Source organism: Kitasatospora sp. NPDC004669, from assembly GCF_040609455.1.
Taxonomy (GTDB): Bacteria; Actinomycetota; Actinomycetes; order Streptomycetales; family Streptomycetaceae; genus Kitasatospora.
In genome coordinates this window covers 1-25,573 of the sequence record NZ_JBEXKB010000057.1, presented here as the reverse complement: position 1 = coordinate 25,573, position 25,573 = coordinate 1, and the positions used below count along the sequence as shown (strand labels likewise).

At 72.6% G+C, this 25,573-nt stretch carries 29 protein-coding genes and 1 pseudogene; 21 read left to right on the top strand and 9 right to left on the bottom strand.

Annotated elements, in window-relative coordinates:
- Positions 1-23 precede the first annotated feature (23 nt).
- Both ABZW30_RS34850 and ABZW30_RS34845 read right to left on the bottom strand, forming a co-directional pair.
- Positions 24-1,211: a permease gene (locus ABZW30_RS34850; RefSeq protein ID WP_355675248.1), complete on the bottom strand. Its 1,188-nt coding sequence runs from the start codon at positions 1,209-1,211 to the stop codon at positions 24-26.
- Positions 1,212-1,271: 60 nt separating this feature from the next.
- Complete coding sequence (locus tag ABZW30_RS34845; RefSeq protein ID WP_355675247.1) at positions 1,272-1,439, bottom strand: hypothetical protein; 168 nt, start codon at positions 1,437-1,439, stop codon at positions 1,272-1,274.
- A gap of 211 nt (positions 1,440-1,650) precedes the next feature.
- Between ABZW30_RS34845 and ABZW30_RS34840 the strand changes: the two genes are divergently transcribed.
- From ABZW30_RS34840 to ABZW30_RS34825, 4 genes are read left to right on the top strand one after another with little or no spacing between them, the layout of a single operon-like run.
- Positions 1,651-1,986 (top strand): type VII secretion target, encoded by a 336-nt coding sequence (locus ABZW30_RS34840; protein ID WP_355675246.1) that lies wholly within the window; start codon positions 1,651-1,653, stop codon positions 1,984-1,986.
- Positions 1,983-3,410, top strand: coding sequence for a hypothetical protein (locus ABZW30_RS34835; protein ID WP_355675245.1), 1,428 nt, complete (start codon positions 1,983-1,985; stop codon positions 3,408-3,410). The genes ABZW30_RS34840 and ABZW30_RS34835 overlap by 4 nt, the downstream gene beginning before the upstream one ends.
- A complete protein-coding gene (locus ABZW30_RS34830) occupies positions 3,374-3,571 on the top strand; it encodes a hypothetical protein (protein WP_355675244.1) in 198 nt (65 codons plus the stop codon). The genes ABZW30_RS34835 and ABZW30_RS34830 overlap by 37 nt, the downstream gene beginning before the upstream one ends.
- Before the next feature lie 19 nt (positions 3,572-3,590).
- Entirely contained in the window at positions 3,591-4,094 is a 504-nt protein-coding gene (locus tag ABZW30_RS34825) for a hypothetical protein (RefSeq protein ID WP_355675243.1), read from the top strand.
- A 117-nt stretch (positions 4,095-4,211) separates the two neighbouring features.
- Here the strand turns inward: ABZW30_RS34825 and ABZW30_RS34820 are convergent, their stop codons facing one another.
- Entirely contained in the window at positions 4,212-4,664 is a 453-nt protein-coding gene (locus tag ABZW30_RS34820) for a hypothetical protein (protein WP_355675242.1), read from the bottom strand.
- Positions 4,665-5,308: 644 nt separating this feature from the next.
- Between ABZW30_RS34820 and ABZW30_RS34815 the strand changes: the two genes are divergently transcribed.
- The 3 genes and pseudogenes from ABZW30_RS34815 (at position 5,309) to ABZW30_RS34805 (ending at position 7,023) form a co-directional block, all read left to right on the top strand.
- On the top strand, positions 5,309-6,073 hold the full coding sequence (locus ABZW30_RS34815; protein ID WP_355675241.1) for a hypothetical protein: 765 nt from the start codon (positions 5,309-5,311) through the stop codon (positions 6,071-6,073).
- A gap of 67 nt (positions 6,074-6,140) precedes the next feature.
- Positions 6,141-6,332, top strand: a pseudogene (locus ABZW30_RS34810) (DUF6087 family protein); the annotation flags it as partial.
- 253 nt (positions 6,333-6,585) lie between these two features.
- Positions 6,586-7,023 carry a transcriptional repressor gene (locus ABZW30_RS34805; RefSeq protein ID WP_355675240.1) on the top strand — a complete coding sequence of 146 codons (438 nt, stop codon included), beginning with the start codon at positions 6,586-6,588 and terminating at the stop codon, positions 7,021-7,023.
- Positions 7,024-7,474: 451 nt separating this feature from the next.
- Here the strand turns inward: ABZW30_RS34805 and metF are convergent, their stop codons facing one another.
- A complete protein-coding gene (metF, locus tag ABZW30_RS34800) occupies positions 7,475-8,419 on the bottom strand; it encodes a methylenetetrahydrofolate reductase [NAD(P)H] (RefSeq protein ID WP_355675239.1) in 945 nt (314 codons plus the stop codon).
- 267 nt (positions 8,420-8,686) lie between these two features.
- On the opposite strand from metF, the gene ABZW30_RS34795 reads away from it, so the two are divergent.
- Positions 8,687-9,007 carry a cation transporter gene (locus tag ABZW30_RS34795; RefSeq protein WP_355675238.1) on the top strand — a complete coding sequence of 107 codons (321 nt, stop codon included), beginning with the start codon at positions 8,687-8,689 and terminating at the stop codon, positions 9,005-9,007.
- Between the two features lie 108 nt (positions 9,008-9,115).
- The gene (locus tag ABZW30_RS34790; RefSeq protein WP_355675237.1) at positions 9,116-9,397 is read left to right on the top strand and encodes a metal-sensitive transcriptional regulator; all 282 of its coding nucleotides are present in this window, start codon (positions 9,116-9,118) and stop codon (positions 9,395-9,397) included.
- A 130-nt stretch (positions 9,398-9,527) separates the two neighbouring features.
- Here ABZW30_RS34790 and ABZW30_RS34785 read toward each other — a convergent pair whose 3' ends face one another.
- Together ABZW30_RS34785 and ABZW30_RS34780 are read right to left on the bottom strand one after the other, a co-directional pair.
- The gene (locus ABZW30_RS34785) at positions 9,528-10,070 is read right to left on the bottom strand and encodes an MOSC domain-containing protein (protein WP_355675236.1); all 543 of its coding nucleotides are present in this window, start codon (positions 10,068-10,070) and stop codon (positions 9,528-9,530) included.
- Positions 10,071-10,117: 47 nt separating this feature from the next.
- Complete coding sequence (locus tag ABZW30_RS34780; protein ID WP_355675235.1) at positions 10,118-10,723, bottom strand: TetR/AcrR family transcriptional regulator; 606 nt, start codon at positions 10,721-10,723, stop codon at positions 10,118-10,120.
- A 113-nt stretch (positions 10,724-10,836) separates the two neighbouring features.
- Between ABZW30_RS34780 and ABZW30_RS34775 the strand changes: the two genes are divergently transcribed.
- The gene (locus ABZW30_RS34775; protein ID WP_355675234.1) at positions 10,837-12,384 is read left to right on the top strand and encodes an FAD-dependent monooxygenase; all 1,548 of its coding nucleotides are present in this window, start codon (positions 10,837-10,839) and stop codon (positions 12,382-12,384) included.
- Positions 12,385-12,396: 12 nt separating this feature from the next.
- Here ABZW30_RS34775 and ABZW30_RS34770 read toward each other — a convergent pair whose 3' ends face one another.
- A complete protein-coding gene (locus tag ABZW30_RS34770) occupies positions 12,397-12,783 on the bottom strand; it encodes a DUF4345 domain-containing protein (protein WP_355675233.1) in 387 nt (128 codons plus the stop codon).
- A gap of 104 nt (positions 12,784-12,887) precedes the next feature.
- Between ABZW30_RS34770 and ABZW30_RS34765 the strand changes: the two genes are divergently transcribed.
- Together ABZW30_RS34765 and ABZW30_RS34760 are read left to right on the top strand one after the other, a co-directional pair.
- A complete protein-coding gene (locus ABZW30_RS34765) occupies positions 12,888-13,505 on the top strand; it encodes a TetR/AcrR family transcriptional regulator (RefSeq protein WP_355675232.1) in 618 nt (205 codons plus the stop codon).
- A gap of 130 nt (positions 13,506-13,635) precedes the next feature.
- On the top strand, positions 13,636-14,835 hold the full coding sequence (locus ABZW30_RS34760; protein ID WP_355675231.1) for a cytochrome P450: 1,200 nt from the start codon (positions 13,636-13,638) through the stop codon (positions 14,833-14,835).
- Positions 14,836-14,850: 15 nt separating this feature from the next.
- On the opposite strand, the gene ABZW30_RS34755 is transcribed toward ABZW30_RS34760, so the two are convergent.
- Both ABZW30_RS34755 and ABZW30_RS34750 read right to left on the bottom strand, forming a co-directional pair.
- Positions 14,851-15,633 carry a phosphotransferase gene (locus ABZW30_RS34755; protein ID WP_355675230.1) on the bottom strand — a complete coding sequence of 261 codons (783 nt, stop codon included), beginning with the start codon at positions 15,631-15,633 and terminating at the stop codon, positions 14,851-14,853.
- A 66-nt stretch (positions 15,634-15,699) separates the two neighbouring features.
- Positions 15,700-16,848, bottom strand: coding sequence for a Dyp-type peroxidase (locus tag ABZW30_RS34750; protein ID WP_355675229.1), 1,149 nt, complete (start codon positions 16,846-16,848; stop codon positions 15,700-15,702).
- Positions 16,849-16,933: 85 nt separating this feature from the next.
- Here ABZW30_RS34750 and ABZW30_RS34745 point away from each other — a divergent pair, with 85 nt between their 5' ends.
- From ABZW30_RS34745 to ABZW30_RS34705, 9 genes are all read left to right on the top strand, one after another.
- The gene (locus tag ABZW30_RS34745) at positions 16,934-18,292 is read left to right on the top strand and encodes a right-handed parallel beta-helix repeat-containing protein (protein ID WP_355675228.1); all 1,359 of its coding nucleotides are present in this window, start codon (positions 16,934-16,936) and stop codon (positions 18,290-18,292) included.
- A 121-nt stretch (positions 18,293-18,413) separates the two neighbouring features.
- Positions 18,414-19,325, top strand: a complete 912-nt coding sequence (locus tag ABZW30_RS34740) for a polysaccharide lyase (protein ID WP_355675227.1) — start codon at positions 18,414-18,416, stop codon at positions 19,323-19,325.
- Positions 19,325-20,053 carry a sulfite exporter TauE/SafE family protein gene (locus ABZW30_RS34735; RefSeq protein ID WP_355675226.1) on the top strand — a complete coding sequence of 243 codons (729 nt, stop codon included), beginning with the start codon at positions 19,325-19,327 and terminating at the stop codon, positions 20,051-20,053. The genes ABZW30_RS34740 and ABZW30_RS34735 overlap by 1 nt, the downstream gene beginning before the upstream one ends.
- Positions 20,054-20,119: 66 nt before the next feature.
- Positions 20,120-21,400 carry an MFS transporter gene (locus ABZW30_RS34730; RefSeq protein ID WP_355675225.1) on the top strand — a complete coding sequence of 427 codons (1,281 nt, stop codon included), beginning with the start codon at positions 20,120-20,122 and terminating at the stop codon, positions 21,398-21,400.
- A gap of 120 nt (positions 21,401-21,520) precedes the next feature.
- Entirely contained in the window at positions 21,521-22,171 is a 651-nt protein-coding gene (locus tag ABZW30_RS34725; RefSeq protein WP_355675224.1) for a hypothetical protein, read from the top strand.
- Positions 22,168-22,521, top strand: coding sequence for a metalloregulator ArsR/SmtB family transcription factor (locus tag ABZW30_RS34720; protein WP_355675223.1), 354 nt, complete (start codon positions 22,168-22,170; stop codon positions 22,519-22,521). The genes ABZW30_RS34725 and ABZW30_RS34720 overlap by 4 nt, the downstream gene beginning before the upstream one ends.
- Before the next feature lie 127 nt (positions 22,522-22,648).
- A complete protein-coding gene (locus ABZW30_RS34715) occupies positions 22,649-24,016 on the top strand; it encodes an MFS transporter (protein ID WP_355675278.1) in 1,368 nt (455 codons plus the stop codon).
- A gap of 214 nt (positions 24,017-24,230) precedes the next feature.
- Entirely contained in the window at positions 24,231-24,971 is a 741-nt protein-coding gene (locus tag ABZW30_RS34710) for a hypothetical protein (RefSeq protein WP_355675222.1), read from the top strand.
- A 113-nt stretch (positions 24,972-25,084) separates the two neighbouring features.
- On the top strand, positions 25,085-25,459 hold the full coding sequence (locus tag ABZW30_RS34705; protein ID WP_355675221.1) for a hypothetical protein: 375 nt from the start codon (positions 25,085-25,087) through the stop codon (positions 25,457-25,459).
- Positions 25,460-25,573 lie beyond the last annotated feature (114 nt).

The following is a 25,573-nucleotide window of genomic DNA, read 5'->3' as shown; positions in this document are numbered from 1 at the left end:
GGCCGACGTCTCGCGTAGATCCCTCATCCGTGGTGGCCGTGGCCCGCGTGTGGGTCACCGTGTGCTGCGTGCCCGCCCGCGCCCGGGGAGCCGCCCATCATCCGTAGCATCGCGGCGCCGCCGGTGCGGAAGAAGCGGATGAGCAGGGCCGCAGCGAGCAGCAGGAAGGCGATGTTGAGCCAGGTGGTGTAGTTCCACTCGATGCCCGCCATCGGGATCTCCGCGTTCCGCTGGTCGGGGATCAGGCCGAGGCCTCCGAAGAGGAACTCGACCGCGTAGCCCGCGAGCACCATCGCCGTGTAGAAGGTGCCGAGCAGGAAGAGGGTCATCCGGGGGCCGTAGTACTTCCGGTAGATGTTCAGGATCGGCAGGATCAGCAGGTCCGCGAAGATGAACGCGACCACGCCGCCGAAGCTGATGCCGCCGTTCCACAGGACCACGGCCAGCGGCACGTTGCCGATCGAACAGACGAAGGACGCGATCGCCACCAGGGGGCCGATCAGCGGGCCCCACAGCTTGGCGGCCAGGGGGTGGTCGGCGAAGAAGAAGGCCTGCCAGAAGGAGTCGGGGACCCAGGCGGCGATGGCGCCGGCGATGAGCAGACCGATCACCAGGTCCTTGATGATGGCGGCCCACTCCATCACGAACACGTGCGAGACCGAGGTGACGCCCCGCCCGGAGAGCAGCCGGCGGGCGAAGGACCCCTCCCCGGCCACCGACATGTCCATCGCCGCGTGGCCCTCCATTGAGCCCGCCCGGCCGAACTCTGCCTGTTCGCGGGCCTCCCGGATCAGCCGTTCGCGCAGGAACAGCCGGAACAGCAGGGCGAGCAGCAGGATCATCACCGGTCCGCCGACGAACTCGGCCGCGGTGAACTGCCAGCCCAGCAGCAGGGCCAGGATGATGCCGAGTTCGATCACCAGGTTGGTCGAGGCGATCTCGAAGGCCATCGCCGCGGTGAAGTTCGCGCCCTTGCGGAAGAGCGAGCGGGCCAGGGCGACGGCCGCGTACGAGCAGGAGGAGGAGGCCATGCCGAGGCCGGAGGCGACGGCGAGCGTACGCGGGCGGTCGTCGCCGAGGAGGCGGACGACGGTGGACTTGTGGACGACGGCCTGCACGACGGCGGAGAGCAGGAAACCGAGGACCAGGGCCCAGGTGATCTCCCAGGTCATCGATCCGGCGATGGACAGCGCGTGCAGGATCGCGTGCATGGTGGTCCGCCTTCCTCAGTCCCCTGTGGGCGCCGGTCACCATATACCCGTACGGGGTATTCAGGAACCGTGACGCGCCGACACCCGTCGTTGCACCGCCCGTACGGCGAGCGCGCCCGCCGCGCCGAGCACGCACAACAGGGTGGCGGCCAGGACGGCGTGGTTGGCACCGTCGGCGGCGGCCCGGGCGGTGGCGGGACGGGCGGTGGCGGGGCCGCCGAGGCCCATCAGGGTGACGGTGCACCTGGCCTACGGCACCGGCAAGTTGATGTACACGCGAGCCCCCATCGATCCCGTCCGACCGGTAGCACCCGAACCACTCCGCGACCGTCCCGAACCCGGCCGCCCGGACTCGACCCCGCCCCCGCAACCACTCCCCCACGACGGCGTCTATGCTCGTCGACCGTGCTCGTACGATCACGACGAGCGATGGAGCCTCATGGGGGAGGACGCACAGGTGGGCGACAAGCCGGGCGGGTACACCGTCCAACCGGACGCGCTGGACGGTGTCGCGGGGGCACTCGCAAAGGTGGCGACCGACCTCTCGTCCGCCAACCAGTCCTACACCGCACAGAAGCCCTACGTCTCCACCGACTTCGGCGAGTTCGGGATGGACCAGGCGTGGTCCGGATTCGACAGCAACTGGTCGCAGGAACTGCACGTCACCCAGCGCGCCGTGGACGAGCTGGTGCAGAAGGTGTCGGCCACCAACGCCAACTACCGCGCCGCCGAAGCCAAGGTCGGCGCGTCGATGACCCCCGGCGGGGCCCGATGAGCAAGGTCACGGACCTCCAGAAGGCCCAGAAGGCCATCAAGTCCATCGGCGGGTTCACCCCAGGCGTCCAACTGATAGGCGCGATCCAGAAGGCCCTGGCCGTGGGCGCACCGGTGGGCAACCCAGGCACGATACGTGAGCGAGCCAAGGCGTACGCGGAGACCGCCAAGGCCTACGGCAAGGCGTCCACCGATCTCGCCACCGTCGCCACCAACCAGCTGCCGGCCGCCTGGACCGGCTCCGTCGCCGAACACGCCACCCAGGCCGTACAGGCGCTGGCGAACGAACTGACCGCCTCCCAGAAAGCCCTTCAACAGGCCGCCAGCGCGCTGGGCACGTGGGCGGACGACCTGGAATGGGCCCAGACCACCGACACACACGGCGCGGACAACCTCGTCAAAGCGCTGAAGTCGGTCGGCAGTGACTTCCTCGACGGTGACCGGGCCCTCGCCGCCCTCGGGCCCGCCGAGGTCGGTGTGGCCACGCGGCTCCTGGCCGCCCAGCGGGCGGAGAGCAGCGGCACCCACACCGCGAGCATGCTCAACCAACTCGCGGCCAAGGCCCGTACGGAGCGCGCCGGGCAGGGCCCGATCGATCCGCTCGCCGCGCTGGTCCTGGCGAACGAGAAGGGCCCCGGCGGCACCGCCGACGGCGACTACATCCTGACACCCGAGCAGCTCGCGCGCGCCACCCAGTTCATGAACGTGATGAACGGCGCGGACCAGGCGGCGTTCCGGGGCCTGCTGTCCGGCGCCAAGTCCCCGGAGGAGGCCGCCTACCTCTGGAAAGCCCTGTCCGCCGGCCACTCGATGACCGAGGTCCAGCAGTTCGCCGCGCTGATCCACCCGCACGGCGACGACCAGGCCTGGCTCGCCCAGCACCTGGTCCCGGCCCTCGGCACGGACAGCCTCCACGAGGAGTCCACGGACGACCAGGTGAAACTGCTCTACCAGGACAGGGCGTTCGGCGGCGGCAAGGGTTTCGGCGACGGCTTCGACGTCTACGGGCAGGGCCGGGTCGCCGACTGCGCCGCCGCCTCCACGGTGGTCGCGCACCTCAAGCTCAACCCGGTGATGATGCTCCAACTCACCACCGGCAACACGTCCGACGTCCCGGGAGCCGACTCGCCTGCCAACTTCGAGCAGCGGCTCCACGAGCTCTACATCCAGGAGTACCGGCAGGGCCAACAGGCCGACGGCAAACAGCTCTACCCGAAACAGGACGACGGCCTCGGCGCGAAGGGTGCCACCCTGCTCGCCAACCAGGACCTCGGAAGGCCACCGGCGAGACGTACGAGTACGTGTACCTCAACAACGAGGACGACCGGCGATCGGCCCTCACCCGCATCGAGAAGGCCCTGGACGAGGGCAACCCGGTACCGCTCTCCGTGCACCACACCGGCAAGGACCCCGGCCACCAGATAGTGATCACGGCGCGCGACGGCGACCGGCTGGAGATCTACAACCCGTTCGGCTACTCGGGATGGGTGACGGAAAGTCAGTTCATCCACAGCCAGATGGACACGGGGAGCTTCGCCGGCCCGGACAACTACAACGACGTCCGTGGCGCGGAACTGCCGAAGTGACGACGGAGAAGTGAATCTGATGCGCCGCACCATCGCCGGCGTGGCGGCACTCCTGACCGCTGCGCCTCTGCTCACCGCCTGTTCCTCCGGCGGTCAGTCCGCCTCGGCGTCGGGAGCCGACCCGACCACCAGTCGGCCGAAGACGGAGATCGCCCTTCCCACCGACCAGGAGGCCTGGGCCGCCACCTCCTCCTACCCGACCAGCACAGTGACGCTGGCCGTCGGGCAGCGGCTCGGTGTGGGAGGGAAGGAGGGCGCCCGGCAATGGGAATGGTCCCTCGTCTCGACGGGCGACGGCGCCGTGCTGCGGCACGGTCCGGACGTCGTCATCGACCCCTGTCCGAAGGACTCGAACGGCTGCAGCGAGGGTGTCGACCACACCTTCATCGCCCTTGCCGCCGGCACCACGACGCTGACCTGGGAGTTCCGCAACCAAGGCGGTTGCGATCCCCGAGTGCCGGCGTCGCATCCGGCGTTCGGGTGCGGCACCATCACCAAGAGCATCCAGGTCACCGTCCGCTGAGCGCCGGTACGGAGCTCCATCGCGCTTGTTCATCGCCGCGTGTCTTCGAGTCCGGGAGGACAAGAGCTGATGCGCCGTACCGCCGTCGGCGCGGCAGCACTCCTTCGTCGACTGCCTTTACACCTCAGCCGCGGGAATCGAACGGACCAGGCGCGGCGCTCCCTCGGCGGCCGCTGTTTGCCGCCTGCGCCACCACGGCGCAGCCGCCGGCTCCGCCTCGGCACCCGGCATTGCGACGGACTTGATCAGCTCCCCCGCGCGCCCGCGGATGTCGATGCGGACCGGCAGCGTGCGGCCCCGCACGCTGGTTCCGCCAAGCCCGACGGAGTGCACCTGCCCCAGCACCTCTGTCACGGCCTTGACGAGCGCCGCCGCCACGGCATCCTCGGTGATCTGCCCGATGTCGTCCCTGAGCCAGTGCAGGACGAGCGCCCAGTCGTCGTTTCGGGCCCCCGTGCGGGGCTGGGTGGGCTCCGCGCTGAGGCCGAGCTCGGCGAGGGCCTCGATCAGTGACTCCACGTCCTGGCCGTCGAGGTGCTGGAAGTTCTCTTCGATGAGCAGCTGTGTCATGAACGTTCCCCCATGTGATGGCCGGTCGGGCGCGGTCGCGGACGGTGCGCCTGCGGGACGTCGTCCTGCGACGATGCCGCGCCCCAGCCGACGGGATGCCGCGGAATTCCCTGATGATGAATCAGCGATCTCCATGAGATTGACGGCCGTTCCGGCCCACCTGGTTTCCGCTGCCGACTATCTTGACGGATTCCGTACGAGCGGACTCCGGGTCTTAACGCGTTCTTGCTCTCGCCTCTGCGGGATGTCGAGTGGGGCTGCCGCAACCTCCGACCGGTGGTGTGACCGACTCGGCGAGCCACCGAGATCATCTTTGGTGTTCACCAGCGAGTTTGTCGGTTTCTGCTGAAGCGTCGCCGAGATGCTCCTCTCCCCTGGGAGAGGAGCATCTTTGCGTTGCTCAGGACGGACCCGGCCCGGAGGTGGCCCAGGTCCAGCCCGGGTGGGTCGGTGGGGGTCTGGGGCGCCGGGCGGCTCCTCGGCCTCAGATCTTCTATCGGTATGCGCTACGTGCCGCGATTCCACCTGGCTGGGCTCATGGCGTCACACGTTCGATATGTCCGAAATGACAGCCATAAGTGCTCTCGTTACGTTCATCGCAGGTCGGTCGCCTGGCCGGCGTCCGCGAGACAGAGAGAAGTGACATGCTCACGCGTTCATTAACTGTGGCTGCTGCCGGAATAGGCGCGACGGTCCTTGCAGCCACCGGCATCACCTACGCCTCGCCCTCCGGATCCACCTCGGTGCCCCCGCCCGTCCAGCCGGCAGCCCAGCCTGTCCAGCCGGCGGCGCCGCCTGTCCAACAAGCCGCCCCGGCCACGGTGACCTCTGGCGGCGGCAGCGCAGGCGGCCAGAAGAACGAGGACCACGGACACGGGGGCGGCGGACAGGACAACCGCGGGCACGAGGAGCACGGACGCGAGGATCGCGGAGGCGAACGCGGCGGAGGCGACGAGCGCGGAGGCGAACACGGCGGAGGCGACGAGCGCGGAGGCGAACACGGCGGACGCGACGAGCGCGGAGGCGAGGACCGCGGAGGCGAGGACCGCGGAGGCGAACGCGGCGGACGCGAGCACGGCGGAGGCGAACGCGGCCACCGCCACAAGGAGGGAAGGATCTTCTTCAACGAACGTTCGTACTCCGCCGGCGTCGAAGGCTGCATCACCGTGGCCAGCGGCCTGGGCGCCAGAAGTTTCAATATTCTCAACGAGAGCCGGAGGACTGTCGAGGTCTTCCGCGGCTTCAACTGCGACAACGGCGGTCCGGTCGCCACCGTGGGCCCCCACAGCGCCACCAACGGCGTGGTGACCCGGCACGGCGACGAGGACTCGTTCGGTTACGGTGGTGCCTTCGATTGCGATGGCGTCGTGGGCAGCTTCCGGGTGATCGGCCACCGCCACGAGTGGTGACAGCACCGCCCGGAGCACGGGAGCGGTCCCGGCCCGCCGGCAGCGGGCTCGACGCGGCTTCGAGGCCGCCGCCCACTCGCATCAGCACCTTCCCCGCCTGCTCTCCCTTTGGAACGGCTACCAGTGGGTACCGGAGTCGATCGCGGCCGACCACGCCGCCACCCAACGAGTGCTGAACGGGGTCGACGGCGATGCGGTGGTCCACATGTCGGCACCTCAGCCACGCAAGACCCGCGTGGGCAAGCACCGCAAGACCTGAATCGTCTGGATACGCGAGATGCCCCTCTCCTTCGCGGAGAGGGGCATCTTCGCAGCGCCCGGCGCCGTGTCCGACCTGGACGACCGTCAGAAGTCGAAGTCGAGGTCGATGACGTCCCGTCCGCCTACCGGCCACTGCAGGGCAGGTCCGAAGGCCGGGCCAGGGACGGGAGGCGGCGGTTGTCCGGGGCGGCCGATCGCGGGGTGTGAACGACGACGGGACCGAATCTCTGGTCGACCTCGGGTAGGGGCTGATGGCGCGCGAGACTCTGGCTGCGGACCGTGAGACCGCCGTTCAACAGCTGCGGGATGTGGGACTGCGGGTGACCGGTCCGCGGCTGGAGGTGCTGCAGTTGCTGGCGGCCGAGCCGCACCGGGACGTCGAGTCGATCACCGAGGCGGCGCGGGAGCGGTTGGGGACGCTGACCAGCCAGGCGGTGTACGGGATGCTGCGCAACGTCCTGGAGACCGGGCTGGTGCGCAAGTTCGAACGGCCGGGCCGGACTACGGTGTTCGAGCTGTCCGGGCCGCCGCACCACCATGCGCTGTGCAGCCGCTGCGGGCGGGTGGCGAACGTCGAGGTCGAGGCACCGGCGCCGCCCCGGAGGGGGCTGCGCGGATGGCGGGTGGACGACACCGAGTTGGTGTTCCACGGGGAGTGCCCGGACTGCCGGGGGCGTCGGCCGGAGTGACCGGCCGACGCACCTGTCGCCTGCCATGTTCCGCACCGTGCGGGTGCCGTCCCGCACGGACCTGATGCGGCGGTGGCCGAGTCAGCTCGCGAGCTGGGCCGCCGACGGGGTCGCGGTCGGGGTCGGGACGATCGGCCGGACGGTCTCCGCCTGCACCACGTGCGCGGGGCCGGGGCGGAGGGCGTCGGGACCGGCCAGACGATGTCCGCCCGCACCGCGTGCACCGGGGCAGGGGCGGCCGGGGCGGTGGAGGGCCACACGCTGTCGACCTTCACCGCGCCCGCCGCAGTGGGCGAGCAGCTCGCGCACCGTCCGGTCCGGACAGGCGGTGGGCAGCTCCTACCGCTCCGGCGCGGTTTCCCGCAGCAGGGACAGCAGGGTCTCGCGCTCGGTGCAAAGGAGTCCGCCCGCGCGCGCCGGGTCGCGGGTGGTGGTCATGGGGGTTCTCCCGTCAGGTGAGACTGCTGATCAGTGGTCGGGCCGCGCGCTCGTGCGGGAGGCGGTCCAGCCCGAGATGGCGGTGGATCTCCAGGGCGGCGGTGGAGCGGTTCAGGGTGATGAAGTGCAGGCCGGGCGCCCCCTCCTGGAGCAGCCGCTCGGCCATCCGGGTCGCGTGCTCGACGCCGATCCGGTGCGCCGCCGCGCGGTCGCCGCGGGCCGCCTCCAGCTTCCCCGCCAGACCGGCCGGGAAGGAGGCTCCGCTCAGCTCGGCGAAGCGGGCGATCTGGCGCACGTCGGTGGCGGGCATGATCTCCGGGATGACCGGGGTGTCGCAGCCCGCCGCGGCCAGCCGGTCGCGCAGCCGCAGGTAGTGCTCGACGTCGAAGAACATCTGGGTGACGGCGTAGTCGGCGCCCGCCCGGCACTTGGCGGTGAAGTGCCGGATGTCGTCCTCCCAGTCCGTCGAGCGCGGGTGGCGCTCCGGGAAGGCCGCCACCCCGATCGAGAAGGCGCCGAACTCCTTGACCAGCCGGACCAGTTCGACCGCGTAGCGCAGGCCCTGCGGGTGCGGCTCCCAGGCGCCGTTCGGGTTGCCCGGCGGGTCGCCTCGCAGCGCGAGCACGTCGCGGATCCCGACGTCCGCGTAGCGCCGCAGGATGGCCTGGAGTTCGGCGGCGGAGTGGCCGACGGCGGTCAGGTGGGCGACCGGGCGCAGGGTGGTCTGCGCGGCGATCCTCTCGGTGGTGCCGATGGTGCGGTCGCGCGAGGAGCCGCCGGCGCCGTAGGTGACCGAGACGAAGGTCGGCGCGACCGCCTCCACCCGACGGATCGCGGCCCACAAGGCGCGCTCACCGGCCTCGTCCTTGGCCGGGAAGAACTCGAAGGAGTACGTCCGCTCACCGGACGCGAGGATCTCACGCAGGCCGCGCGGGCCGCTCCTGGGGGTCTGGTCCATGGGTTTCACCTCGTGTGGTGGGATCGGCCGGCTGTTCCGGACGGCGGCCGGCCCGACGCGCGGGCGGCCGCGCCCATCCTGCCCGTAGACCGCAACAGCACTGCCACAAAGCTGACTTGAGGCACGGTCGAGAGCCGCCTCCGGGCCACCGATCCGGGGCCGCGCCGACTCTTCCACTTACCCTAGGGGGGTATGGTATGTTCTCGAGCGAAGCAGCCGCCGGGGCCACTCCGGAAGGCGCCGCACACCGACCGACAGGAGCACGCCATGAGCGAGACCACCGTCACCATCGAGTCCTCCTCCCCCGAGGCCTCCTCCTGCTGCGGCTCGTGCGGCACCGGCGCCGCCAAGACCCACGCCACCGCCTCCGCCGAGCGCACGGTCTTCCAGGTGAAGGGCATGACCTGCGGCCACTGCGTCACCTCGGTGACCGCCGAGCTGAAGAAGGTCGACGGCGTCACCGAGGTCGCGGTCGACCTCGCCACCGGACAGGTCACCGTCGACAGCACCGAGCCGCTCGTCGACGGCGACGTCGCCGCCGCCGTCGACGAGGCCGGCTACGACCTGGCCGGCCGCCTCGACGGCTGACCGCCCGTCAGCCCGGACGCCCCCCCCCGCACGTCCGGGTCGGCTCCTCTCCTATCGCCCCCCGGTAGAGTGAGAACACTCCTCACCGCACAGGAACCGGAGACGGCCATGGCCAGCTACAGTCCCCACAAGGACGACTTCCTCAAGCGGCTCCGCCGCGTCGAGGGCCAGATCCGCGGCCTGCAGCGCATGGTCGAGCAGGACACCTACTGCATCGACGTCCTCACCCAGGTCTCCGCGGCCAGCCGCGCCCTGCAGTCCTTCGCCCTCCAACTCCTGGACGAGCACATCGAATGCTGCGTCCGGGACGCCATCGCCGAGGGCGGCCAGGAGGCGAGCAGCAAGATCCGCGAGGCCAATCAGGCCATCGCCCGCCTGGTGCGGTCGTAGCGCTCGAACACGGCACAACCCGGGACGCCTCCGGCGGCGCGAGCCCGCCGGAGGCGTCCTGCATTACGGGGTAGGGGTATTACGGCGCAGGGGGCACCCGCACTCCGAGCGCGTGCCCCCGCCGACTGCCTCAGACCCGCTCCAGCGGCCGGTGCGGCGCCGCCGGCAGCTCCACGGTGATGGTGTCGCCGGGCCCGACCGGCCCGCCCGCGCGGACGACGCCCATGATCCCGGCCCGGCGCACGATCGTGCCGTCCTCCGCGCGTCCGACGACCTGCTTCAGCAGCCCGCTGCGGTAGTCGTCGATCTGCGCGCAGGGGTTGCGCAGGCCGGTGATCTCCACCTCCGCCTCGGGGCCGATCCGCAGCACCGCGCCGACCGGCAGGCCGAGCAGGTCCAGCCCCTCGGTGGTGATGTTCTCGCCGAGCGCTCCGGGTGCCACGCCGTAGCCGGACTCGCCGAGTTCGGTGAGCAGCTCCCGGTGGATCAGGTGGACCTGACGCAGGTTGGGCTGCGTCGGGTCCTGCGCCACGCGCGAGCGGTGCTTGACCGTCGCCCCGGCGTGCACGTCGCCCTCCACGCCGAACCCGGCGAGCAGCGTGATGCCCTCCCGGTTCGGCTTGCTGAACGAGTACTCGGCGTTGCTGCTGACCGCCACCACGGTGCCGCCCATGCGCCTCGGGCCCCCCTCACAGATGTACGTTCGATCGGTCTCGAAGCCTACGGCCTGGCGGACCCGCCGAGCAGGGGCAGGACGACCTCGTCCAGGATCTCCGCCACCACCCGGTCGGACGGCATCGCGCCCTCGATCAGGAAGGCGTCGCGCAGCAGGTCCAGCGGCAGCGCGACCACCCGCGGGGTGAGCCGCGCCGGGTCGATCTCACCCCGCTCGGCGGCCCGGTGCATCATCGCGGCCAGGCTGTTCACCGGCCCGTGCTCTGTGAGCTCGCTGCGGAACAGGCCGCGCAGCTCGGGGACGCGCATCAGGTCGACCAGCAGCCCGTGGACGGCGTCGACCGGCAGGTCGTCGAAGCGGTGCAGCAGGCTGCGCAGGAACTGCAGCAGGTCGGTGCGCAGGTCGCCGGTGTCCGGCGGCTCCTGGTAGTCGGGGGCGTTGCGGCCGAGGGCGGCGATCACGAGTTGGACGCGGTTCGGCCAGCGGCGGTAGAGCACCGGCTTGCTGGTGCGGGCGCGGGCGGCGACGCCGTCCATGGTGAGCCGGTCGTAGCCGTGCTCGGCGAGTTCGGCCCAGACGGCGTCGAGGATCGCCCGTTCCAGTTCGTCGCCGCGCCGCCGCGAGCCGACCGTAGCCGCCCTGTCACTCACCACTGGATCCCGCACCCATCCTCGGAGATACGTTGCGTTTCTTATCAAGGGCAGCCTACAGTCGAAGGCAAGAAACGCGCCGTATCTTACGGCCGAGAACAGGGGGGTTCGCCATGCACGTCGCACTCACGAACGGCACCGCACCCGAAACCGACGTCCTGGTGGTCGGCGCCGGCCCGGTGGGCCTCGCGCTCGCCATCGAACTGGCCCGCGCCGGGGTCGACTGCCGGATCATCGAGCGGGACACGGAGTTCCGCACCGCCGGCGTCCGCGGCAAGGGCGTCAACCCGCGCACCCTGGAGGTCTTCGACGACCTCGGGGTGGTCGAGCGGATCCTCGACCGCGGCGTGCTCAACCTCAAGCTCCGCGTCTACGAGGGCGACCGACTGCTCCAGGAGGTCGACCCCGGGGCCGGCAACCCCGCCACCCCCGACCGCCCGTACGCGGGCATGCTGCTGCTCGCCCAGCACCAGGCCGAGGCCGTACTGCGCGAGCGGCTCGCCGAGTACGGCGTCACGGTCGAGACCGGCACCGAGCTGACCGGCTACACCCAGGACGGCGACGGCGTGCTCGCCACCGTTCAACAGGGCGGCCGGAGCGCCCGGCTGCGCGCCCGCCACCTGGTCGGCTGCGACGGCGGCCGCAGCGCCGTCCGCAAGCTGGCCGGCATCCCCTTCCTCGGCGAGACCTGGGACGAGGAGCGTTTCATCATGGCCTCGATGGACATCGACGGCCTCGACACCGACCACATGCACCTCTGGAACCACCCGAAGTTCGGGGCCGGCGCCATGACACTGGTCCCGATGCGGCAGGACGCCACGTGGGCCGTGCACGCCGCCGTCGAACCGGACGAGCACGGCGAGCTGCCCGCCCCCACCCTGGACACCTTCCGCCGGCTCTTCGCCGAACGGGCCGGCCTGCCCGGGGTCCGGATGCACGAGCCGATCTGGTCGACCGTCTGGCGCCCCACCGTGCGGGTGGTCGAGCGCTACCGCGACGGCCGGGTCCTGCTCGCCGGGGACGCCGCGCACTGCCAGTCCGCAGCGGGCGGCCAGGGCATGAACAACGGCATCCAGGACGCCCACAACCTCGGCTGGAAGCTGGCCGCTGTCCTGCGCGGTGCGCCCGAGGCGCTGCTCGACAGCTACCAGGACGAGCGACTGCCGGTCGTCGAGGCGAGTCTCGCCGCCACCTCCGCCCACCATAGGACGGCGTTCCGCGGCGACGGTGCCTCCGCACTGACCGACCAGTTCCGCACCATGGCCGCGCAGGGCACCGACCTCACCGGGCTCTCCCTCCACTACCGCGGCGGGCCCCTCGGCCGCGACCTCGACGAGGCCACCGGCGTCCGGGCGGGCGACCGCGCGCCGGACGCGCCCTGCACGACCGCCGACGGCACGCCGGCCCGGCTGTTCGACCTGTTCCGCGGACCGCACTTCACCCTGCTGACCTTCGGCGACCACCCGGGCCTGGCCGAACTGCCCGCCACCGCCGGGCTGCGCCGGGCCGCCGTGCTCGATCCGGACGGGCACGCCGCCCGCGCGTACGGGCTGCGCGGGGACGCCGTGGTGCTGGTCCGGCCGGACGGCCACGTCTCGCTCACCGGGGCGACGGCGGACGCGGATACGGTCCTCGACCACCTACGGACCTTCGCCCTCTGACCGTCCGGCCACTCAGGCCCGAACCGCCCGCTCGTCGGTGTCGGCGAGCCAGAAGTACACCGGCGAGAGCCCGAGTTCGATCACCATCAGCACCACCTGGAACCCGTGCGGCCACCCGTCCACGACGATCGCCAGCACCCGGCCGAGGCCGCCCAGCAGGAACACCGCCGTCAGCGCTCGGACCGCCCGGGCAGGCACCGGCGTCTGCCGGGCGGCCCGGATCCAGGCCGCGCCATACCCGGCGAAGATCGCGCCCATGAAGCGGCCGAAGCTGTCGATCGTCGGGCCGGGGTCCGCGATCCCGGGGATCGCGGCGTTCCCGCCCAGTACGTGGAGGAAGCCGATCGCCACACAGGCGACCCCCATGATCCACGCGAGCACCCGCAGAGTCTTCGCCATGAGCACACCATCCCGATCTCCGACCCGAGGGGCCGTCAGGTCTTAGTTGACACGCGTCTACTAAGCTAGCGACCAGTGGAACCGTGTCAAGTAACCTGTCCGGCATGCCAGTCCAGGATCGCCGCAAACGCCTGCCCCCCGCCGAGCGCCGCGCCCAGCTGCTCGCCGTCGGCGCCCGGGCCTTCGCCACCCGGCCGTACGAGGACGTACTGATGGAGGAGGTCGCCGAGCAGGCCGGGGTGTCCCGCGCCCTGCTCTACAAGCACTTCGCCGGCAAGCACGAGCTGTTCGCGGAGGTCTACCGGCAGGCGGCCGGGGACCTCCTCGTGAAGAGCTGGTTCGACCCGGCGGACACCCTGGTCGAGCAGCTGGTCGAAGGCATGGACGCCCACCTCGACTACTTCATCGCCAACCGGCACGCCGTCCTGGCCGCCAACCGCGTGCTCGCCGGGGACCCGGCGATCCAGACCATCATCACCGAGGAACTGGACACCCTGCGCAGCCGGCTGCTCGGGGTGCTCCCGCTCGCGGACCCGAGCGCGCGCCGGGCCGCCTCCCAAGTCCTGCACAGCTGGCTGGTGTTCGTCCGAGTGCTGGTCGTGGACTGGCTGACGGAGGAGACCTGCACCCGGGCCGAGCTGCGCGACGCCTGCATCGGCGGCGTCCTGGGGGCGCTGCGGCCGCTGCTGTCGGTCGATCCGGCGCCCGAATGGGGGCGTTGACAACCCCGACGGGACGTTCGGGGGCGTACCATCGGGCCGGAGCGGGAAACGCCCATAGGGATCAATTCCCTACGAAAATATGACAGTTGAATGCCCGTGACCCGCCGGCCCGTCGACCCCGAAGGGATCCATGTCCTCCGCCGCACCCGACACCGCGACGCCGCTCCCCCCGCTCCACCGGCTCACCGTCACCCCCGCCCGGCCTCCGCACCCCACCACCCTCCCGGACGGCACCCCCGCGTGGCTCGTCACCCGCTACCACGACGTCCGACAGGTCCTCGGCGACCCCCGCCTCACCCGGGCCGACCTGCACGAGGTCGGCACCGCGGGCAGCACCGCCGACGTGGCCGCCAACCCGGCCTCCCTGTTCAACCAGGACGGCGACTCCCACCGCCGCCTGCGCGCCACCATCCAGAAGGCCTTCACCCCGCGGGCGATCGCCGGCTGGCGGCCCTGGGTCGCGGCCGCCGTCCAGCAGGCCGTGGACGCGCTGGTCGCCGCCGGACCGCCCGCCGACCTGGTCACGGCCTTCACCCGGCCGGTGCCCTTCACGGTCACCACCCGGCTGATGGGGCTCGACGGCGACGGCCCCGACCACCTGGACGACGAGCGGCTGCGGCGCTGGACCCTCGCCCTGCTCGCCCAGGGCGGCGAGCCGACCGAGGACCACAGCGCCTCCCTCGCCGAATTCGGCTCGTTCACCCGCGAGTTGATCGAGCGTCGGCGCCGAGCACCCGGCGATGACCTGGTCAGCCGGCTCGTCCGGGCCGCCGACCGGGACGGCGGCGTCCCCGAGGACGCGCTCGCCTTCCTCGTCCTCGGCCTCACCGCCAGCGGCAACGAGAGCGTCACCGGTGCCCTCGGCAACGCCCTGGTCTACCTCCTCGGCGAACGCCCCGACCACTGGCCCCGCCTGGCCGACCCGGCCGTCACCGAGCAGACCGCCGAACGCCTGCTGCACTTCATCCCGCTGGGCGACGACGAGGCCACCATCCGCCGCGCCACCGCCCCGATCGAGCTCGGCGGCGTCATCATCCCGGCCGGCGCCGTCGTCGCCGCCAGCCTCGGCAGTGCCAACCGCGACCCCGCCGTCTACCCCGACGGCCTGGACGCCGACCTCGACCGCCCCCTCGCCGCCCCCACCCTCGCCTTCAGCTCCGGCCCTCACTACTGCATCGGCGCCTGGCGGGTCCGCCTCGAAATGCGCGAGTCCCTCCGCCGCCTGGCCGCCGCCCTCCCCGGCCTGCGCCTGACCACCCCGGTCGACCGCCTCCCCTGGCAACTCGGCACCACCACCCGCAGCCCGGCCGCCGTTCCCGTCACCTGGTGATCCCCGGGCGCGGCGTCAGCCGTCCAACAGGGCGCGTTCCCAGAGGTCCTGACGCTGCTCGATGTAGTCGGCGTCGCCGCGCCAGACCTCGCCGTGGCCTTCCGCCCACAGTCGCGCCCAGGGCTGGACTCCGCGTCCGCCCTCGTCGCGCAGGAAGTCGTGCATGGAGCGGGTGCGCCGCCCCAACAGCGGGACCAGGCGGCGTCGTTCCGCCTCGTCCAGCCCGTAGGCGTCGGCGAAGACCCGCACCCGCTGCCCGGCGTCGGCGCGCTGCCAGGCCGGATCCGCCGACAGCGGGACGAAGCCGTGCAGGGCGTAGGCGACGTCCCACAGCCGGGAGCCCGGGGCGGCGGCGTCCCAGTCGATGAAGGCGAAGCCGCCCCCGCCGCCGGCCACGAGGTTCCACGGGGCCAGGTCGTGGTGGGCGATGATCTCGTGCTCGTCCGCCGGGATGAGCACCTGCCAGCGGGCGTCCGGCGGAGGCGTGAAGTCCCGTACGGCGTCGTGGAACTCCCGGATCAGCCGGGCCACCCCGGCCAGCCGCTCCGCCGGCTCCACCAGCGCGAAGCGGTCCGGCCAGACCACCTCGCCCGGCAGATAGGCGAGCACCTCGCGCCCCCGCTCGTCCAGACCGAGGGGCCGGGGAGCGCCCCGGAACCCCACCTCGTGCAGGTGCGCGAGCAGGGCGTGCACCGCGGGTGTCCACGGCCCGGCCGGGCGGCGCACGGTGTCCCCGACCCGGACGACACCGGCGCTGACGTTCCCGCCCGTCAGCGGCTGCTCCTCGTCGTGATCCATCGCGCCACTCTGCCAGGTGGGTCGGCCGCCGATCACCGGAATACGGGGGCCTGCGGGCACCTCCCGCTACGCCCACAGCCCCTCGCCCAGCACCCCGCCCTCCCGCACCCCCGGCAGCACGTACGCCACGGCCGAAGCCGTGTGCACCAGGAAGGAGTTGAGCGCGTCCTTGGCCGCCAGCCGCTCCTGCACCCGGTTGAACTGGGCCGGATCTCGGACGAAGGCGCAGAACAGCAGGCCGCGGTCGTCCGGCGCGTCGTCGTAGTTGTAGCCGCGCCGCAGCATCCGGGCACCGGCGTCCAGGCGGGGGCTGCTGAGGCGGACGTGCGCGGTGTTGGGGATGACGTAGGAGCCGTCGGGGTTCTTGGCGTAGATGTCCGGGTCGTCGTGCTCGGCCGTGCCGGTGAGCGGGGTGCCGTCGGTGAGGCGGCGGCCCATGGCCAGATCCCGGCGGTCCTCGGGGAGGGCCGCGAACGCCGCGGTGTCCATCCGGATCCGGCGGTAGACCAGCACCGTGCCGTGCTCGTGCGGCCCGGGCTGGCCCCAGACCCACTGCCGGGCGGCCGTCTCGTCCGGGTTGGCCGTGCCGTCCTTGAAGCCGAAGAGGTTGCGCGGGGTGGTGCCGGGGGCGGTCCGGGCCAGGAAGCCGGACTGGGTCCAGCGGACGCCCGCCCCCACCGACTTCCCCGCCGCGCCGACGAGTTCGGCGACCACCGTGAGCGGCCAGCGGTCGGCGGCGCACAGCTGCACCACCAGGTCCCCGCCGCCGCGTGCCGGATCGAGCCGGTCGCCCGGGAAGGCGGGGACGTCCGCCAGCGCGGGCGGCACGTTCAGCCCCAGCCTCGCCGCCAGCCCCGGCCCGACCCCCACCAGGCTGCTGAGCTGCGCCGGTTCCCCGCCCCGCAGCCGCGGGTCGCTCGACGTCCCGCCCGTCGCCTCGGCGAGCACCCGGGTCAACTCCCCCAGCAGGGAGCGCAGGGCGCCGCGCCCGTCCGAGGTGGCGGCGGGCGCCAGGTCGAGGGCCAGCAGCACGGTGGCCGGCTGCTGCGGGGCCGTCACCCCGGCCTGCCGCTCCCCGTGGAACGGGACGGGGACGGGCGCGGACGGCGGCGGGGGCGAGGCGGCGGGCCGGCCGCGCCCCAGCGCGACGGCCCCGGCACCGACCCCGGCGGCCAGCACCGCACCGCCGCCCGCGATCAGTGCCCTCCGATCCACACCGCTTCCGACGGTTCCCGGTTCTTTCCGCGCCTTTCCGGTTTCGGCATGCATGACCGACATTGGAGACGATAGAACACCCGTTATGCAACTTTTGACTATCCGTCAACTCGTCTCCCACTCCTCACCTTTCCGTGGACGGGGCTCATTCCGGGGCGTCCCCGCACTCGTCGCCGCCGCCCTCGCCCTCTCCGGTTGCTCCTCCGCCGCCGATTCCTCCGCCGACGCCCACCACCCGGACGGCACCGTGGTGCGGGTCCCGCAGGACTTCCCGACCATCCAGAAGGCCGTGGACGTCGCCCGCGAGGGCGACACCGTGCTGGTCTCCCCGGGCACGTACCAGGAGAGCGTGCGGATCACCAAGCCCCGTGTGGTGCTGCGCGGCGCCGACCGCAACACCGTGGTCCTGGACGGCGGCGTGCGGCTGGTCAACGGCGTCACCGTGACCGGCCCCGGCTCGGTGGTCGAGAACCTCACCGTGCACGGCTTCCTCGCCAACGGCGTGCTGTTCACCGGCGTCACCGACGAGAAGCTGCAGCAGCGCGGCGCCGGCGGCTCCGCCTACAACCCCCTGGACACCACCCGGTTCCCCGCCGTCCAGGGTTTCCGAGCCACCCGCGTGACCGCCTACAACAACGGCCTGTACGGCATCTACGCCTTCGACGCCCGGGCAGGGGCCATCGAGGACTCCTACGCCTCCGGCGGGGCGGACTCCGGCATCTACGTCGGCCAGTGCAAGCCCTGCGACACCCTGGTGCGCGGCAACACCGTCGAACGCAACGCCGTCGGCATCGAGCTCACCAACTCCTCGGACGGGCTGTACATCCTCGGCAACCGCGTGGTCGGCAACCGGGTCGGCGTCACCGTCAACTCCAACGACCTGGAGGCCCTCGCCCCCCAGCACGGCGCCGTGATCGCCGGGAACGCCGTCACCGACAACAACGCCGCCGACACCCCCGAACAGGCCGACGGCGGCTTCGGCATCGGCATCGGGATCGGCGGCGGCACGGCGAACAAGGTCGAGCGCAACCTGGTCAGGGGCAACCGCGCGGCCGGCGTCATCATCACCGACCCGCCCGGCCACCCGGCGAGCGGCAACCAGGTCCAGGGCAACCGCACCGAGGGCAACGGGGCCGATCTCGTCCTCGCCTCCGCCGACCCCGGCAACTGCTTCACCGGCAACCAGCCCGCCACCCAGAGCCCGATGGACCTCGAAACCCAGGCCGCCTGCGGCACCCAGGGGCGCGGCCCGCTGGCCGCCGGCCGTGCCGCCCCGGTCCAGGCGCCGCCCGGCCTCCCCTTCAACCAGGTCCCGCCCCCGTCCGTGCAGCCGTCCCTGCCCGACCCGAACGCCCCCGGCCGCCCGGCCGTCGACCTGCCGGGAGCCGTCGACCCGGACGCCTACCCGCTCCCGGCGAGCGCCGACGCGCTACGGAAGCCGTGACCCGGGGGTGTGCTCCCCCGCCGGAACGGGCGGGCCCACGACGCCGCGGGCCCGCCTAACTCCCCCCGGGCGGCAGGTGGGGCATGATCGGTGCGGACCGATCGCCGACCGAGGAGCCCGCATGAACCGCCCCGCGCGTACCGCCGCCCTGGCGGCGCTGGCCCTGCTCGCCACCGCCGGCTGCTCGGCCACCCCCGCCCGCGCCCACCCGGCCACCGCCGCGCCCGCCACCGCCGCGCCCGCAGCCCCGATGGCCCCCGCCCCGAGCGGGGCCGCCGCCTGGAGCGGCCAGTTCCGCGACTACGGCACCGCACAGTGGAAGCACGCCTGGGGCGCCGTCGACCAGGGCTCCTGGGGCGGCGCCGACTTCGCCGCCGTCGACGACCCCACCGCCCCCGGCGGCGGCCCCGCGCTCCAGGTGACCTACGGCGCCGGCTCCTCCGCCAACACCTGCACCGACTGCCCCAACCCCGGCGGCGGCCAGTTCTACACCGACCTCAACACCCTCGGCCTGTCCGCCCTCGCCCAGGGCCCCACCCTGGACCTCAAGTACGCCGTCAAGTTCCCCACCGGCCGCGACTGGGGCAAGGCCGGCAAGCTGCCCGGCCTGTACGGCGGCCGAATCGGCGAGGAGTCCGGCGGCAACCACGGCAGCGGCTGGTCCACCCGCTACATGTGGCGCGCCGCCAAGGGCAGCCCCGACAACGGCGAGGTCTACCTCTACACCCCGACCAACTCCGGCCCGACCGGCTACGGGGTGGACGAGGGCCTGGGCGACTGGCACTTCCAGGCCGACAGCCGCTGGCACACCGTCGAGCAGCTGGTGAACCGCGGCACCGGCGACATCACCGTCTGGTACGACGGCCGGCAGGTGCACGCCGCCACCGGTACGGCCTCCGGCATCGGCTCGATCCCCTTCGGCGGCGTGCTGTTCTCCACCTTCTACGGCGGCCACGACACCAGTTGGGGCCCGGCGAGCACCCAGCACGCCTACTTCTCGGACTTCTCGCTCTCCACCCGCGTCCAGCACTGATGGGCGGCTGGGCCGGCGACGTGGTGCTGGGCCTGGTCGTCCTGGTCGGCGCCTCGGTCCAGCGGCTGGCGGGCATCGGCTTCGCCCTGGTCGCGGCGCCCGTCCTGGTGCTGATGCTCGGCCCGAACAGCGGGGTGACGCTGGCCAACTTCGCCGCCGGGGCCATCAGCGCCGTCGGGCTGGCCGGCAGTTGGCGGCAGGTCCGGCCGACGGCCATGCTGCCGCTGTTGATCGCCGCCTCCTGCACCGTCCCGGCCGGTGCCTGGGTGGCGGCGAAGGTGCCCACGCCGGAGTTGCTGATCGGTATCGGCCTGCTGGTCAGCGCGGCCTCGCTGTTGGTGATCCGGGGCGTCCGGACCGCCGCGCTGCGCGGGGTCGGCGGGGCGCTGGTCGCGGGCGCCACCAGCGGGTTCATGAACTCGGCCGCCGGGGTGGGCGGCCCGGCGATGTCCCTGTACGCCGTCAACTCCGGTTGGACGGCACGGGAGTTCGTTCCCAACGCCCAGTTGTACGGCGTGGTGGTGAACGCCTTCTCGCTGGCGACCAAGGGCCTGCCGGAGCTGAGCGCGCCCGCCTGGGGGCTGGTGGCCGCGGCACTCGCGGGCGGCGCGGTGGTCGGCCGGCTGCTGGCCGCCCGGGTCCCGGAGCGCCGGGCCCGGATGGTGGTGCTGGGGCTGGCCCTCGCCGGCGGGCTGACCACCCTCGTCAAGGGTGTTTCCGGACTCTGACGGCCCGACTGGGAATGCTCCGTGAAGGGGCCGCCAAATCTGTAGCGGCCATGCCATACTGCGTCGGTGACCTCAGCCAGCCTAGCGACACCCCCGCAGCGCAGCAGGCCCCAACTGGGCCGGAAATTCACCATGCTGTGGTCGGCCTCCTCGATCTCAGCGGTGGGCGACGGCATGCGGGACTCATCGCTGCCACTGCTCGCGCTGACGGTCTCGGACTCCCCGAAGGCCGTCTCCCTGGTTGCGGTGTCCGGCTCGCTGCCCTGGCTGCTGATGGCCCTGTTCGGCGGGGTCATCGCGGACCGCTTCGACCGCCGCCGGCTGATGTGGACGATCGACATCGGACGGGCCGTCATCGTGCTCGGCTTCGCGACCTGGGTCTTCCTCGCCACCCCGCCGCTGGCCGCGCTCGCCGTCCTGGCCTTCGTCCTCGGCTGCGGCGAGACGGTGTTCGTCAACGCGGCCACCTCGGCCATCCCGGACGTGGTCCGGCCCGACCAGCTCGACGCCGCCAACGGCCGGCTGCAGGGCGGTCTGCTGGTCGGCCGGATGGCCGGCCCGCTGGTGGGCACCACCCTGTTCGCCCTCGCCGCCGGGTACCCCTTCACGGTGGACGGCCTCTCCTTCGCGGCCGCCGCCTCCCTGGTCTTCCTCACCGGCCGCTCCAGCGCCCCCAGGGCGCGGGCCGCCCGCCCGGTGATCGCCGACATCCGCGAGGGCGTCCGCTGGCTCTACCAGCACAAGCAGCTGCGCCTGGTCGCGTCCCTGTCCGCCCTGGCCGGTGGCGCCTCCGCGCTCGGCATCACCATGCTGGCGCTGCTGGTCACCCGCACCCTGTCCGCCCCGACCTGGGCCTACGGCGCCGTCCTCGCCTCCGGCGTGATCGGCGGCACGGCCGCCAGCACCCTGGCCGGCCGGCTCAGCCAGCGGTTGGGCCGCCGCGCCCGGATCGCCCTCTCCTTCGTGCTGATGGGCTCGGCGCTGCTGCTGATGGGCCTGAGCCCCTCGGTGATCCTGGTCGCGGCGCTGTTCGCGGTCGGCAACTTCGGCGTGGTGACGTGGAACGTCCAGGCGATCTCGCTGCGCCAGCAGATCGTACCGAAGGAACTGCTCGGCCGAGTCAACAGCTGCTACCTGATGCTCACCCGGATCGGCATGCTGATCGGCGCGGGCCTCAGCGGCTGGATCGGCTCCGCCGTCAACGTCCGCACCCCGCTGGTGATCAGCGGCATCCTGCTCCTCGCCGCGCTGTTCGCCCTTCCCCGGATGGGCAACCTGGAGCCCGCTCCGGCCCCCGCCGCCGAGGAGCGGCCCGCCGAGGAGCCCGCGGAGCAGACGGCGGACTGACCGGCGACCGCGGTCGGCTCCCCCTGCGGGGGGAGTCGGCTCCTCCCCCCGGTCGAGGCGCGCCTCCCGGTCCGACTGGGACCGTGGGGGCGCAGCACCCGCCGGACCGGAGAGCCCCGCATGACCGTCGCCCACGCACCTGACGCCCACCCGCCTGACACCCGCAACCGCCTGCGCGCCGCCTGGGCCGCCGCCCACACGCCCGTCCCCGGCGTCCCCCGCTGGGCCCGGATCGCCGCCCGGGCGGTGCCCTTCACCGTCCTGCCGTCCAGTGCCTGGCGGATCGTCACCTGCACCTTCCACGTCCCGCTGGACGGCGGCGCCGTCCAGACCTCCGGCAACCTGCCCTGGTGGTTCCCGCTGGAGCTGTACGTCATCGTGCTGTCGGTCGTCTCCGAGCTGCTGGCCTTCACCGCCCTCGGCCTGATCGCCCGCTGGGGCGAGGTCTTCCCCCGCTGGCTCCCGTTCCTGCGCGGCCGCCGCGTGCCGGTGGCGGCGGCCGTCGTTCCGGCGGCCCTGGGTGTCGCCGCCCTCGTGCTCATCACGACCCTCTACACGGTGGTGGTCTCCACCGGCCGCACCCTCCAGGGCCGCCCCCTGCGCGGCATCCCGACGCTCACCGGCGACTGGCACAGCGTCGTCCTGGTCGTCTGCTACGGCCCGCTGCTGCTCTGGGGCCCGCTGCTGGCCGCCGTCACCGTCGCCTACTGGCGGCGGCGCACGTCGGGTGCGTACGCATGCACGCGACCAGGGCCTACGATGGCCGAATGAGCACTGGCACCGATCTGGCAGATGCACACCGCTCGCAGCAGCGGGCCGAGGCGAGGCTCGACGTCGCCGCGTCCGTGCTCGCGCTGCTGGCCGACCGGACCAGGCTCGCGCTGTTGGAGCGGCTCGGGCGGGGCGAGGCGGATGTGACCACGCTGACCGAGGCGACCGGGGCCGCGCGGCCGTCGGTCAGCCAGCACCTGGCGAAGCTGCGGCTGGCCGGGCTGGTCGCGACCCGCAAGGACGGGCGGCGGGTCGTCTACTCGCTGCGACACGGGCACCTGCGCCGGCTCGTGGACGAGGCGCTGAACGTCGCCGACCACCAGATCGGGCACCTGCCGCCGCACGACTAGGACAGGCCCCAAGCCCGGGCCGCCTCCCGTCGGCGGGGGGTTCCAGCTCATCAATAGGTGCACACGTATGCACGTATTAACTATGATGGACACGCCATCCCCCACCGCCGCCCCCGGGACGGGCTCCATGCTGAGCGTGCTGCACAACCGCACCTACCGCCACCTGTTCACCGCCCAGGTCGTCGCCCTGGTCGGCACCGGCCTGGCCACCGTGGCACTGTCGCTGCTGGCGTACAAGATCGCCGGGAACGACGCCTCGGCGGTGCTCGGCACCGCGCTGGCGATCAAGATGGTCGCGTACGTGACCGTCGCACCCGTCGCCGGAGCGCTCGCCGGTCGAATACCCCGGCGGGTCCTGATGGTCGCGATGGACCTCACCCGGGCCGGGGTCGCGCTCACCCTGCCGTTCGTGGACCGGGTCTGGCAGGTCTACGTCCTGATCTTCCTGCTCCAGGCCGCCTCCGCCGCCTTCACCCCGACCTTCCAGGCCACCATCCCGGACGTGTTGCCCGCCGAACGCGACTACACCCGGGCCCTGTCGATGTCCCGGCTCGCCTACGACCTGGAGTCGCTGTTCAGCCCGGCGCTCGCCGCACTGCTCCTCTCGGTGGTCTCGTACAACTGGCTGTTCGCCGGGACGACGGCGGGCTTCCTCGCCTCGGCGGCGCTGGTGGTCTCCGCCGTCCTGCCCAAGCCCGAGCCGGTCGAGCGCCCCGGCGGGATCTACCGCAAGGCCGCCTTCGGCTCCCGGCTGTTCTGGGCCACCCCCCGGCTACGGGCGCTGCTGGCACTGGACCTCGCGGTCGCGGCGGCCGGCGCGATCGTCTTCGTCAACACCGTCAACGTCGTCCGCGACCACTTCCACCGCCCGGCCGGTGCCGTCTCCCTCGCCCTCGGGGCGTACGGCGTCGGCTCGATGCTCGCCGCCCTGCTGCTGCCCCGGCTGCTCGCGAGGGTCAGCGACCGGTCCGTGATGCTGCCCGCCGCCTTCGCCCTGCCGTGCGTGCTCGTCGCCGTCACCGCCATCACCGCCGCCCCGGCCGGGACCGGCACCTGGCTCGCCCTGCTCGCCGCCTGGGCCCTGGTCGGCGCCGGCAGCTCGGCCGTCCTGACCCCAGGCGGCCGGGTCATCCGCCGCTCCGCCGCCGACCCCGACCTGCCGGCCGCCTTCGCCGCGCAGTTCTCCCTCTCCCACAGCTGCTGGCTGCTCACCTACCCCCTGGCCGGCTGGCTCGCGGCGAGCCTCGGCCTGCCCGCCACCGCCGTGGTCCTGGGCGCGGTCGCCCTCGCCGCCGCCGTCACCGCCACCACCCTCTGGCCCGTCCGCGACCCGGACACCCTCAGCCATCTCCACACCGACCTCCCCGCCGGCCACCCCCACCTCGCCGGCGCCCACCCCACCGCCGGCGGCGCCTGGCAGCACGGCCACCACTACGTCATCGACCAGCACCACCCCTCCTGGCCGCGCCCGCACCGCCCCGCCGCCCTCGGCTGAGCGCTCCCTCGACGGCCCGCCGGGCGCGAACCGGGCCATGGGGAGGCCGAATCGCCGGCACAGCACGGAGGAATCCGGCCAGGTTCCCGAGGTGGCCATGCCACACCTTTTGGATCGTTCCAACTCCGGTTAGGGTCGCACCGGCTCCACCGAATCCGGCGCCGCCCGGACATCGCACGGTGCCGTACGGACCTGCCGATTGGACTGGTGTGAAGTGAACCGAAGGCATCACCGACTACTGGACCGTTCGTCGATCGCGGCCCTCCGGAGCCGGCTCGCCGCCGTGGCGGGGGTGGTCGCGCTGGTCGCGGCCGTCCTCACCGGCGCCACCGACGGCACCGCCGACGCAGCGCCCACCCGCGCTTCCGCATCCGCTCCCTCCGTCGCCGCAGCGGGGGCCGGGTGGATCTGCAGGGGGGCACCCGTCACCCCGGGCTACGTCCTCACCAACCACACGAACAACGGCTGCAACGGGGCCGGCATGTGGTTCCAGCAGCCCGTGCGGAACGGCATCTGGACCTGCGCCACCTCACCGATCCCCGCCGGGTACGTGCTCTCCGGCCACACGCCCAACGGCTGCGACGGTTACGACTCCTGGTTCATGCGGCTGCCCCAGGACGGCCTGTGGACCTGCGGCACCTCGCCGATCCCGCCCGGCTATGTGCTCACCGCCCACGCCGGCAACGGCTACGGCTGCGCCAACATCGACGCCTGGTTCATGCAGCTGGCCAGGGACGGGATCTGGACCTGTGCGGGCTCGCCGATCCCGCCCGGCTACATCAACACCAACCACCAGGTCTCCGGCTGCGGCGGCATCGGCTCCTGGTTCCAGCAGGTGGCCAGGCCCTATCTGTGGATCTGCCCGTACACGCCCGTTCCGGCCGGCTACCACACCACCACCTTCAACGGCGCCTACTGCGGCGGCCTGGGATCCTGGCTCCTGGTGCGCAACTGATCCCGGCCGCGGCGCGCGGCACCTGCGGGGTATCCGAGGCGCCCGGCGGATAATGGCCGGTGCCGCAGGCCGACTGCGCCCACGGCACCGATCGACTGAGAGGCAGAGGGCGGATGACCCTGGAGGAAGGCCTGCGCGTCAGGCTGGCGGAGGACCTCGGGATCGGTGAGGCCGTCGCCGGGGAAACCGGGGCGACCGTCGGGCTCCTCTCGCTGGGAGCCGGGATCGAGGGCACCGTCGAGCGCGTGGACGGGGAACTCCCGGAGAGCGAGGAGGTCCGCGAGTACCAGCGACTCAAAGCGCTGTTCGAGGACTACGGGCACACCATGCCGGAGGCGAGCCGGGAGCGGCTGGAGGAGCAGATCGCCGCGCTGGAACCGGAGTGGGCCGCGCACCGGGAGCGGGGCAGCCGGATGACCGTCCGGGTCCGGCTGGACAACGGCTTCGTCCTCGACGGGGCGCACCAGGACATCCTCACGCCGCTTTGACATCCTCCCCCGGCTGAAGGACTCCGTTGGGAAATTCGTAAACCGGGCTGGGTGATCAGGCTGCCAGGTCGAGTGCGGCGAGGTGTGAGGTGCGGGTCTTGCCGAGGGGTGTGT